The following is a 12208-nucleotide window of genomic DNA, read 5'->3' on the forward strand; positions in this document are numbered from 1 at the left end:
GACAAAAGCCCCGTACGAAAGTACGGGGCTTTTGTCTTTATTGCTATCAGGTGGTTGGCTAGACGAACAGAGAGTAGGACAAAAGGGGACGCCTTTTGAACGTTGCGCAGCAACGGCCCGCAGGGTGAGCCACGGCGTGGGTCATCAACAACCAGGCATCAAATAAGTAGAAAGCCCTGTACTGACGTACAGGGCTTTTTGCTATATGGAATTTATAGAATAAAGGGGTGAACATTCTTCTCAACAGATCAATGACTATTGGTTACCGGCTGCCATATAGCAAAAACATCTAAAAATATTCCTTAAAGCTGAAGATTTTTCACCTTGATAATACTGTTATCGACTTTCAAGCGTAAAAACGTTATCTTCAGGCATCTAGAAGTCTAAACGTATAAATGGATGTAGTGAGGAAGTTGTTATGCCTATTCGGGTTCCAGATGAGTTACCTGCCGTGAATTTTCTGCGGAATGAAAATGTTTTTGTTATGACGTCTTCACGTGCAAAAACACAGGAAATTCGTCCTTTAAAGGTACTGATCCTGAATCTGATGCCAAAAAAGATCGAGACTGAAAATCAGTTTTTGCGTCTTCTTTCCAACTCGCCTCTGCAAATCGATGTGCAGTTACTGCGCATTGATAGCCGTGAGTCAAAAAACACGCCTGCTGAACATTTGAATAACTTTTATTGTGACTTCGAAGATATCCAGAATGACAATTTTGATGGTCTGATTGTTACCGGAGCCCCCCTCGGTCTGGTTGATTTCTGCGATGTCGCTTACTGGCCGGAAATTGAACGCGTGGTTAATTGGGCGAGAGAACACGTCACATCTACTCTGTTTGTTTGCTGGGCTGTGCAGGCGGCACTAAATGTACTTTACGGGACATCCAAAATGACGCGAGAGACTAAACTATCGGGTGTCTACCATCACCATATATTGCAGCCTCTGGCATTGTTGACACGTGGATTCGATGAGAGCTTTTTAGCCCCACATTCTCGCTATGCAGATTTTCCTGTAGAAGAACTGCGTAAGTATACCGATCTCGATATTTTGGCTGAATCTGAAGAAGCCGGTGCCTATCTGTTTGCTACAAAAGACAAGCGGATGGCTTTTGTTACGGGTCATCCGGAATATGACGCGAGCACTTTGGCGGGCGAATACATGCGTGATCGCGATGCCGGGCTATCGCCGGATATGCCATTCAACTACTTCCCTCAAGATAACCCTGAGCTATCACCGAAGGCTACATGGCGTAGTCATGGGCATCTGTTATTCACTAACTGGTTGAACTATTACGTTTATCAGATCACACCATTCGACTTACGGCAGATGAACCCAAGCTTCGAGTAGTTGTTTGATCTCGTGGGTGATCTTATGGGTCGCCCGCCAAAGTACTTCCATAGTCCTCAGTCTGTTTCCTCAATACCTCCTGGCAAATCCTTCTCCTCCTGATTTTCGAAAATGAAAACCTATCTTATTACTGTAAAAATATTTTTCAGTGTATCCATATGATTAATATAATTAAAAATTTATTTTAAAAATAAAATGGAAATCGTTTTTGATTTTATCATTTTATTGGTTACGCTTAGATCTTATGGAGGCTTATGTTTAGGTAAAGATCCTTTAAGTAAAAAGTTCTTTAGCACTTAACTATCAGCCACCAGTAATGAGCCAGCCGGACGTTTATTATCCTGGCTGATAAGAGAGATAAGTCGGGAGATTATCGATGAATCAACAAGTAACTCGCTCCATACTGGATTTCACGCGCGGTTTTACTGAAAAAGAATCTCAAATATTAACTGATGATGCCGTCGATTTTCTTGCGCAATTGGTAAGTCGATTTACCGATGCTCGAAATCAGCTCTTGAAGGAAAGAGATATTGTTCAGCAGCGTATTGATGAGGGCCATTTGCCAGGGTTTATTTTGGAAACAACTTCCATTAAAGAGGAATTGTGGAGTATTCGCGGTATACCTGCCGACCTCCAGGATCGCCGGGTTGAAATCACAGGGCCGGTAGAACGGAAAATGGTGATCAATGCGCTCAATGCTAACGTGAAGGTATTCATGGCTGATTTTGAGGATTCGCTCTCTCCCGACTGGAATAAAGTCATCGAGGGTCAGCTCAATCTGCGTGATGCTGTCAATGGGACTATCAGTTACACCAATGAATCGGGCAAGATTTATCAGTTAAAACCAAATCCTGCGGTACTGGTGTGCCGGGTTCGTGGTCTCCATTTACCGGAAAAGCATGTGCTATGGAAAGGAGAATCGATACCCGGTGGCTTGTTTGATTTTGCGCTCTACTTTTTTCACAACTACCGCGCACTGCTGGAAAAGGGCAGCGGTCCTTATTTTTATCTGCCCAAAACTCAGTCATATCAGGAAGCGGCTTGGTGGAGTGACGTATTCAGTTTTGCGGAAGATTATGTCGACCTGCCACGCGGAACCATTAAAGCCACCGTGCTGATCGAAACTCTGCCTGCGGTCTTTCAAATGGACGAAATTCTCTACCATTTGCGGGATCACGTCGTTGGCTTAAATTGTGGGCGTTGGGATTATATCTTCAGCTATATCAAGACCCTTAAGAATCACGCTGATCGCGTATTGCCTGACCGTCAAGCCGTTACGATGACGCAGCCGTTCCTTAGTGCTTATTCTCGTCTGCTCATCAAAACTTGTCACCGCCGCGGCGCTTTGGCGATGGGGGGAATGGCGGCTTTTATTCCCAGTAAAGAGACCGAACGTAATCAGTGGGTGCTCAATAAAGTTAAAGCGGACAAAGAGCTTGAAGCGGCAAACGGTCACGACGGAACCTGGATAGCGCACCCAGGCCTCGCAGATACCGTAATGGCTGTTTTCAATCAAGCATTAGGTGAGCACAAAAATCAGCTCGATGTATTACGCCAGGAAGATGCTGCTGTTACTGCGAGCCAACTGCTTGAACCCTGTCAGGGGGAGCGCACCGAAGAGGGCATGCGCGCCAATATTCGTGTCGCAGTGCAATACATTGAGGCTTGGATATCCGGCAATGGCTGCGTGCCGATTTATGGATTGATGGAGGATGCGGCGACGGCTGAGATCTCCCGCACATCCATCTGGCAGTGGATCCACCATGGCAAAACGCTCAGTGATGGTCAATCGGTCACTAAAGCGCTCTTTCGTCAGATGTTGTGTGAGGAGATGCAGATTATTCAACAGGAACTGGGTGAGCAGCGCTTCAGCGTAGGCCGGTTTGATGAAGCCGCAGCTTTAATGGAACGTATCACTACACAGGATGAGCTGATCGATTTCCTCACGCTGCCAGGTTACGCCTTATTGGCTTGAAGTCGTCTTACCCTACAAACGGCAAACTTATAATATTAAGAACAGGAAACCGCGCCATGAAAAACTCCCGTACTGAACAAATTCAGCAGCTTGAAGAGATCTGGTCACAACAACGCTGGCAGGGTATCCGCCGTCCTTATAGCGCTGCCGAGGTAGTAAACCTACGTGGCTCGGTCAATCCCGAATGCACTCTGGCGCAGAATGGCGCTAAACGTTTATGGAATCTGTTGCATGGGACATCGCGTAAAGGTTACGTAAATTGCCTCGGTGCTTTGACGGGAGGGCAGGCGCTACAGCAGGCTAAAGCGGGTATAGAGGCTATCTATCTTTCAGGCTGGCAGGTGGCAGCAGATGCCAATACCGCTTCCAGCATGTATCCGGATCAATCTCTCTATCCGGTGAATTCGGTCCCGGAAGTCGTGGCGCGCATTAATAATACTTTCCGTCGCGCTGACCAGATCCAGTGGTCGAACAGTATTGAGCCTGGGCAGGCAGGCTATACCGACTACTTTCTACCGATTGTTGCCGATGCAGAGGCGGGCTTCGGTGGTGTACTCAATTCCTTTGAGTTGATGAAATCAATGATTGAAGCGGGTGCTGCTGCGGTGCATTTCGAAGACCAGCTTGCCGCCGTAAAAAAATGCGGGCATATGGGCGGAAAAGTGCTGGTACCTACCCAGGAGGCGGTCCATAAACTGATTTCGGCCCGTTTGGCGGCTGATGTGTTAGGCGTACCCACTCTATTGGTTGCGCGAACCGATGCTGACGCTGCTGACTTACTGACTTCCGACTGCGACCCATATGACAGCGCATTCATTACCGGTGAACGCACTCCCGAAGGCTTCTACCGCACTCGTGCGGGAATAGAGCAGGCGATCAGCCGCGGATTGGCCTATGCCTCTTATGCTGACATTGTATGGTGCGAAACTTCCACGCCAGACCTGGCTCTGGCTCAGCATTTTGCAGACGCCATTCATGCCAAATTCCCTGGCAAACTGTTGGCTTATAACTGCTCACCATCCTTTAACTGGAAAAAGAATCTTGATGATAAAACCATCGCCAGTTTCCAGGATCAGCTTGCCGCGATGGGTTATCAATATCAGTTCATTACCCTGGCCGGCATTCACAGCATGTGGTTCAACATGTTCGATCTGGCGTATGCCTATGCTCAGGGCGAAGGTATGAAGCATTACGTTGAAAAAGTACAGGAACCCGAGTTTGCCGCTATCCAACACGGTTATACCTTTGCTTCTCATCAGCAGGAGGTTGGCACCGGATATTTTGATAAAGTCACTAACATTATTCAGGGTGGTCGCTCATCAGTGACGGCGTTAACCGGCTCTACTGAAGAACAACAATTCGGCGTTTGATGTCTACAGGTCTGGTATCCCCAGGCCTGTTTCCTGTTTAGGAGCGCAGCCTATGCGTATTGAATTGTTGATCGCTCAGACTATTTTGCAAGGGTTTGATGCCCAGTATGGACGCTTTCTGGAGGTCACTTCAGGCGCTCAACATCGATTTGAACAAGCCGACTGGGTCGCCGTGCAAACGGCAATGAAACAGCGGATCCACTTGTACGACCATCATGTAGGGTTGGTCGTTACCCAACTCAAATGTATCACCGGCTCTAATTTCTATGACACAACCTTTCTGGCAAAGGTTAAACGCGCCTACGGCGAGCTGTTACCTGATTACCCAAGGGCTGAAATTGCCGAAAGTTTTTTTAATTCCGTCTACTGCCGCATTTTTAAACATCGTGATTTAGCTGCTGAAAAACTGTTTATTTTCAGTGAACAAACGGACGGCAATCACAGCATATTTCCCCGTCCGCTTTTTCGCCGATATGAAGGACAGGGTAATCTTCTTCGAATGATAAAAATGTTGCTGGCCGATCTCCCACTGCGACTTGAATGGGAGGACAGTGAACGTGATGCTCGCTATATCAGTCACGCCCTGCAAGCCATCGCTACGTCTGAGCAGCTCTCCCTTGCTGTTTTTGACGTCGCCACCGAACTTTTTTATCGCAATAAAGCGGCCTGGCTGGTCGGTAAAATCCGTATTGCCGGAGAGGTTTTACCGTTTCTTTTACCTATTCACCGTAGCCTAAGCGGTCAGCTGTTTGTTGACGCCTGTTTGACTGATCGTAATGACGCCAGCATTGTATTTGGTTTTGCCCGTTCCTACTTTATGGTTTATGCACCCCAGCCTGGTGCGTTAGTGGAGTGGCTACGTGAGATCCTGCCCGGTAAAACGACAGCGGAACTGTATAGCGCCATCGGTTGCCAGAAACATGCAAAAACAGAGTGTTACCGCGAGCATCTGCGTTTTATCGCACAAAATGACCAGCAGTTTATTATTGCTCCTGGCGTTAAAGGAATGGTGATGCTGGTCTTCACCTTGCAAGGCAGTGACCGCGTTTTTAAAGTGATTAAAGACCACTTCGCTCCGCCAAAAGAGGTAACCGAAGCGCAGGTTATGGCCTGCTACCAACTGGTCAAAGAACATGACAGGGTGGGACGCATGGCGGATACCCAGGAGTTTGAGTACTTCAGTCTGGCGAAGAACCATATCAGCGCAGAACTGATGGCGGAATTAATGCGTGAAGTTCCCAGTAAAATTGAACAGGCTGGTGACAATATTATTCTGCGGCACCTGTACATCGAACGTCGTATGACGCCGCTGAATCTTTATCTGGAACAGGCCAGTGACCAGCAATTGCATGACGTGATTGAAGAGTATGGCAACGCGATAAAGCAACTTGCAGCCGCTAATATTTTCCCCGGCGACATGTTATTTAAAAACTTTGGTGTCACCCGTCACGGGCGTGTCGTATTTTATGACTACGATGAGATTTGCTACATGACTGAGGTGAATTTTCGCCATATTCCTGCGTCACGCTATCCGGAAGATGAGCTGGCAAGCGAACCCTGGTACAGCATCTCCCCGAACGATGTCTTCCCTGAGGAGTTCCGCTATTTTCTGTGCAGCGATAAACGGCTCAAACCTTTATTTGAAAAACTGCATGGCGATCTGTTTGAAGCCAGTTACTGGCAGGCAGTGCAACGTCGTATCCTCGGCGGTTATGTCGAAGATGTCTACGCATACCGCCGCAGACAACGTTTCAGCCTGCGGCTTGATGAGAGCCCATCCGTTGATGCGACTCTCACTCGGAAGTAACAATGACGACTCGTTAATTTTTACCACCGCCATATGCCTGCGTGATCTCTTTGGCAGCATGAATAACCAGTGCCCCTAATTCAGTGACGCGGTCATCTGTAATACGGGAAATGGGGCCTGAAATTGAGATCGCCGCATAGGCATCGTTATGTTCGTCATAGATGCATGTCGCTACACAGCGTAATCCCAGTGCATGCTCTTCATCATCAAAGGCATAACCTCGCTTACGCGTCTCCGCCAGCTCCTGCTTCAGGTTCACCGGTGAGGTTTTGGTCAGCGGCGTATAGCTGTGCAACCCGATTTTATGCAACAGCTTTACCAGCCGTTCTTCCGGGAGCGTAGAAAGAAACGCTTTACCTGCGCCTGAAGCATGCATTGGTAGCTTGCCGCCAATCGGGGCTGACATTCGCATCAGCGCATTACATTGCACCTGATCAATGATGATCGCCTGATAATCGCTGTGATCCAGTACCGCTAAATTGACCGTTTCACCTGATTCCTCCATTAAACGCCGCAGCATCGGGTGCACCATTGCCAGCAGATTACGGCTTTGCAGGAAGCTGCTCCCCACGACGAAAGCATGCGAACCAATAGTCCATAAACCTAAATCCCCCACCTGACGAACAAATCCCTGCTGCTGCATGGTGCTCAGCAAGCGGTGTGTGGTGGAATTGGGCAGACCTGCCTGTTGCGCCAGATCGGTCAGTGCGACGCTGCCCTGTGCTTCAGCGATGTACTCTAATAATTTCAGGCCACGGGTCAGGGACTGCACCTGTCCGGTGGCGGCACTGCCAGAGTTGGCAGCGGCTTTGGTTTTCTTAACGCGTTTGGCTGGGGTTGACGTGGACGTTGGCATGGGCCTTTTCCTAGTAAGATGCGCGAATTAGCGATGAATAAAAGTTTTTTTGGAATTCATTTTCGTTTCTACAGTATGGATCGCAACGGGGCTTTTCGCTCATCCGATGTGTTGCATTCAGACTGCGGGATGTATTCCCGAATTGAAAAAGTCTCACGTTGGGCTGAGCTTTCCACTAAGCAAGGTATGCTAGGATGTTGACCATGATTTCCGGCTTGTGCGTTGGGTTTGCCGGTGGTGAGAGACAGGTGAAGAGGTGAGAGTGACGAATCAAGTTGAGGCGCTACGTAAGCAGCTGGCACAGCGTATTTTGGTATTGGACGGCGGCATGGGAACCATGATCCAAAGCTATCGCCTGGAAGAAGAGGACTACCGCGGCGAGCGTTTTGCCGATTGGGAAAGTGATCTCAAAGGCAATAACGATCTTCTGGTACTGACGAAACCTGAAGTGATCACCGCGATCCACTATGGCTACCTGGAAGCGGGTGCCGATATCCTCGAAACTAACACCTTCAACTCCACCCGCATTGCTATGGCGGATTACCACATGGAGTCGATATCGGCCGAAATCAATTACGAAGCTGCGCGACTGGCACGTATTTGCGCCGATGAATGGACCGCCCGCACACCCGATAAACCGCGCTATGTTGCAGGCGTGCTTGGGCCGACTAACCGCACAGCATCGATTTCCCCAGACGTTAACGACCCTGCGTTTCGTAACGTATCTTTTGATCAACTCGTTGAAGCGTACCGTGAATCGACGCGTGCTCTGATTGAAGGCGGCGCTGATCTGATCATGATTGAAACGGTCTTCGACACCTTGAATGCGAAAGCTGCCACGTTTGCGGTAGAGACCGAATTTGAGGCCATGGGCGTCATTTTGCCGGTCATGATCTCCGGCACAATCACCGATGCATCAGGCCGAACGCTTTCAGGGCAAACCACTGAAGCCTTCTATAACTCACTGCGTCATGTTAAACCGCTCACTTTCGGTCTGAACTGTGCTCTGGGGCCAGACGAGCTGCGTCAATATGTGGCTGAGCTTTCTCGCATTGCCGAATGTTATGTCACGGCACACCCCAATGCCGGCTTGCCGAATGCCTTTGGGGAGTATGACCTGGATGCCAAAGAGATGGCGGAACACATTGGCGAATGGGCACGTTCCGGCTTTCTGAACATTGTTGGGGGATGCTGCGGTTCGACACCCGCGCACATTGCCGCAATAGTAGAAGTCGTCGAAGGCGTCGCCCCACGCGAGCTGCCAGATATTCCAGTCGCGTGTCGTCTGGCCGGACTCGAGCCATTAACCATTGATGCCAGTACGCTGTTTGTTAACGTGGGTGAGCGAACCAATGTCACCGGCTCCGCCCGGTTTAAGCGTTTGATCAAAGAAGAGAAGTATATTGAGGCCCTGGCCGTTGCGCGCCAGCAGGTAGAAAGCGGTGCGCAAATCATCGATATCAACATGGATGAAGGCATGCTTGATGCCGAGGCAGCCATGGTGAGGTTCCTTCATCTGATTGCCGGTGAGCCTGATATCGCTCGTGTGCCTATAATGATTGACTCCTCAAAATGGGACGTTATTGAAAAAGGACTGAAGTGTATTCAGGGCAAAGGCATCGTTAACTCTATTTCAATGAAAGAGGGCGAAGAGGCTTTCCTTAGACAGGCCCGCAAAGTTCGTCGTTACGGCGCAGCTATGGTCGTGATGGCTTTTGACGAAGAGGGTCAGGCGGACACGCGTGCGCGCAAAATTCAAATCTGTCGTCGTGCTTACAAATTGCTCACCGAAGAGGTGGGGTTTCCACCGGAAGATATTATCTTCGACCCCAATATTTTCGCCGTGGCAACGGGCATTGAAGAGCACAACAATTATGCGGTGGATTTCATTGAGGCCTGTGCTGATATTAAATCTGAGCTGCCGCATGCGCTGATCTCCGGTGGGGTTTCTAACGTCTCATTCTCTTTCCGCGGTAATGATCCGGTACGTGAAGCTATTCACGCGGTGTTCCTCTACTACGCGATCCGCAGCGGCCTGGACATGGGTATCGTCAATGCGGGTCAGTTGGCCATCTACGATGATCTTTCCGCCGAACTGCGTGATGCCGTTGAAGATGTGATCCTCAACCGTCGTGATGATAGTACTGAGCGTCTGCTGGATATTGCGGAAAAATACCGTGGCACTAAAGACGACGGTGAAGCCAACAAACAGCAGGCGGAATGGCGCGGCTGGGACGTCCGTAAGCGTCTGCAATATTCCCTTGTTAAGGGAATCACCGAATTTATTGAGCTGGACACCGAAGAGGCTCGCCAGCTTTCGGCGCGCCCAATCGAAGTCATTGAAGGCCCACTGATGGACGGTATGAACGTTGTTGGTGACCTGTTCAGTGAGGGCAAAATGTTTCTGCCGCAGGTGGTGAAATCAGCCCGTGTGATGAAGCAGGCGGTGGCTTATCTGGAACCCTACATTGAGGCCAGCAAAGAGAAAGGAAAAACCAACGGTAAAATTCTGCTGGCGACCGTGAAGGGTGACGTGCATGACATCGGTAAAAATATTGTGGGTGTCGTATTGCAGTGTAATAACTACGAAATTATCGATCTCGGCGTGATGGTTCCCACCGATAAGATCCTTAAAACCGCGATTGAAGAAAAGGTCGATATTATCGGGCTGTCTGGCCTGATAACGCCTTCCCTTGACGAAATGGTGAACGTTGCCAAAGAGATGCAACGACGTGGTTTTACCATCCCGCTGTTGATTGGTGGAGCCACCACCTCTAAGGCACATACGGCGGTGAAAATAGAGCAAAACTATAGCGGCTCTACAACCTATGTGCAGAATGCTTCGCGCTCAGTTGGCGTCGTTTCAGCACTGTTGTCGGACACTCAACGTGATGCGTTCGTCGAGCGTACCCGCAAAGAGTACGAAACTGTACGCATTCAGCATGGGCGCAAGAAACCTCGAACCCCACCTGTCAGCCTGGAAGTAGCCCGGGACAATGCTACCAGCATCGACTGGGAGAGCTACACACCACCTGCGGTACATCGTTTGGGTATCCAGAAAGTGGAAGCCAGTGTTGAAACGTTGCGTAATTATATCGACTGGACGCCGTTCTTTATGACCTGGTCACTTGCCGGGAAATATCCGCGAATACTGGAAGATGAAGTCGTCGGTGAAGAGGCCAAACGTTTATTTCAGGATGCCAACGACCTGCTCGACAAACTCTCGCGTGAAAAACTGTTGAACCCGCGCGGAGTTGTAGGCTTGTTCCCTGCCAATCGTGTTGGCGACGATATTGAAATCTACAGTGATGAGCGACGTAATGAGGTGCTGGTGGTCAGCCATCACCTGCGGCAGCAAACTGAAAAAACTGATTTTGCCAACTACTGTTTGGCTGATTTTGTGGCACCTAAATCCAGCGGTAAAAAAGATTATATGGGGGCTTTTGCGGTAACCGGTGGTCTGGAGGAGGACGCCTTAGCCGATGCTTATGACAAACAACATGATGACTACAACAAAATCATGATTAAGGCCCTGTCTGATCGTCTGGCCGAAGCGTTTGCTGAATACCTGCATGAGCGAGTGCGCAAGGTATACTGGGGCTTTGCTGCTAATGAAAACTTGAGTAACGAAGAACTTATCCGCGAAAATTATCAAGGTATTCGCCCTGCACCCGGCTATCCGGCCTGTCCGGAACATACGGAGAAAGGCCAGATTTGGACGTTACTGGATGTGGAAAAGAACACTGGTATGCAACTTACTGAATCGTTTGCTATGTGGCCGGGTGCGGCAGTTTCCGGTTGGTATTTCAGCCATCCTGACAGTAAATATTTCGCTGTAGCGCAAATTCAGCGTGACCAGGTGGAGGACTATGCGGCACGTAAAAATATGCCAATAGCTGAAGTCGAACGCTGGCTGTCGCCTAACTTAGGTTACGACGCAGACTAATACCTGTCATCTTTCTCGCTGACTCTGCGTTGGCTACCATCACGAACGCCAGTCACTGACTGGCGTTCCCGCAGTTGCCACATTACTCGGCCTTTTTCCAGGCCTCGTCCCTAATCAATTCACTTCCACATCAATCTGTAACGCGTCATAGCGCCAATACTCCAGGTCACAGTCAATTACCCGGTGATGTTGATCACGGTTAACGCGAGTGATGAACAGCGCCGGGTTACCTGGTGCGACTTTCAACGCCCACGAGGCTTGCTCTGATAAGCGAGTTGGCACCATATCGAAACGAACCCGGCCGTAGCTCACGCCATACTGAGTTGAATAAAGGTCGGTCAGCGATTGGGTCAGATCAGCATTGAGGATGTTTGGAAAGAACTGCGGATTTAGGTAGTGCTCAACATACAACACGGGTCTCCCGTCGATGTAACGCAAACGGCGGATGCAATAAACCTCACTTCCGAGTGGTAATGCCAGCTTATTGCACACCGTGTCGCTGGCCGTCAGCACTGCTGCATCAATCACTTCTGTTCGGGCACTGCGCCCTTGCTCACGCACCATGGCATGGAAATGGCTGCGTTGCAGCGGGTTATAGATAATGCGGGGCGGAGAAACAAACCAGCCGCGCCGGACTTCCCGGTAAATTAAACCCTGTCCCTCAAGCTGACTCAGGGCTTCACGAAGTGTGATGCGAGTGGTGGAAAAATATTCACTCAGATGGCGCTCAGAAGGCAGACGTCCCTCGACAGAAAAAACGCCAGCGGCAATTTTTTCGCTCAGTGTCAGGCAAATCACTGCAACGGTTGTTAAGGCTTCGCTCATGGGTACAGGTCTCATTACAGTGCATTTTTTGCACCACCAAGGTGATCTTGTGCTGAATTTGTGTGCGCTTATTAACAGCTT

The 12208-nt window shown here is 49.5% G+C and carries 7 protein-coding genes; 5 read left to right on the forward strand and 2 right to left on the reverse strand.

What is annotated here, in order from left to right; translation table 11 throughout:
- The first annotated feature begins 418 nt into the window (after positions 1-418).
- The 4 genes from metA to aceK all read left to right on the forward strand — a co-directional run bounded on the left by metA (position 419) and on the right by aceK (position 6500).
- Positions 419-1348 carry a homoserine O-acetyltransferase MetA gene (gene metA / locus IEV89_RS18305; RefSeq protein ID WP_188474957.1) on the forward strand — a complete coding sequence of 310 codons (930 nt, stop codon included), beginning with the start codon at positions 419-421 and terminating at the stop codon, positions 1346-1348.
- A 376-nt stretch (positions 1349-1724) separates the two neighbouring features.
- Positions 1725-3323 (forward strand): malate synthase A, encoded by a 1599-nt coding sequence (aceB, locus tag IEV89_RS18310; protein ID WP_188474958.1) that lies wholly within the window; start codon positions 1725-1727, stop codon positions 3321-3323.
- Between the two features lie 56 nt (positions 3324-3379).
- Complete coding sequence (gene aceA / locus IEV89_RS18315; protein WP_188474959.1) at positions 3380-4693, forward strand: isocitrate lyase; 1314 nt, start codon at positions 3380-3382, stop codon at positions 4691-4693.
- Between the two features lie 52 nt (positions 4694-4745).
- Positions 4746-6500 carry a bifunctional isocitrate dehydrogenase kinase/phosphatase gene (gene aceK / locus IEV89_RS18320; protein ID WP_188474960.1) on the forward strand — a complete coding sequence of 585 codons (1755 nt, stop codon included), beginning with the start codon at positions 4746-4748 and terminating at the stop codon, positions 6498-6500.
- Between the two features lie 13 nt (positions 6501-6513).
- Here aceK and iclR read toward each other — a convergent pair whose 3' ends face one another.
- Complete coding sequence (gene iclR, locus IEV89_RS18325; protein ID WP_188474961.1) at positions 6514-7356, reverse strand: glyoxylate bypass operon transcriptional repressor IclR; 843 nt, start codon at positions 7354-7356, stop codon at positions 6514-6516.
- A 262-nt stretch (positions 7357-7618) separates the two neighbouring features.
- On the opposite strand from iclR, the gene metH reads away from it, so the two are divergent.
- Positions 7619-11302, forward strand: a complete 3684-nt coding sequence (metH, locus tag IEV89_RS18330) for a methionine synthase (protein WP_188474962.1) — start codon at positions 7619-7621, stop codon at positions 11300-11302.
- Between the two features lie 114 nt (positions 11303-11416).
- On the opposite strand, the gene IEV89_RS18335 is transcribed toward metH, so the two are convergent.
- Positions 11417-12127: a UTRA domain-containing protein gene (locus IEV89_RS18335; protein WP_188474963.1), complete on the reverse strand. Its 711-nt coding sequence runs from the start codon at positions 12125-12127 to the stop codon at positions 11417-11419.
- Positions 12128-12208 lie beyond the last annotated feature (81 nt).

It is taken from the genome of Hafnia psychrotolerans (assembly GCF_014639435.1).
GTDB classification, from domain to species: domain Bacteria; phylum Pseudomonadota; class Gammaproteobacteria; order Enterobacterales; family Enterobacteriaceae; genus Ewingella; species Ewingella psychrotolerans.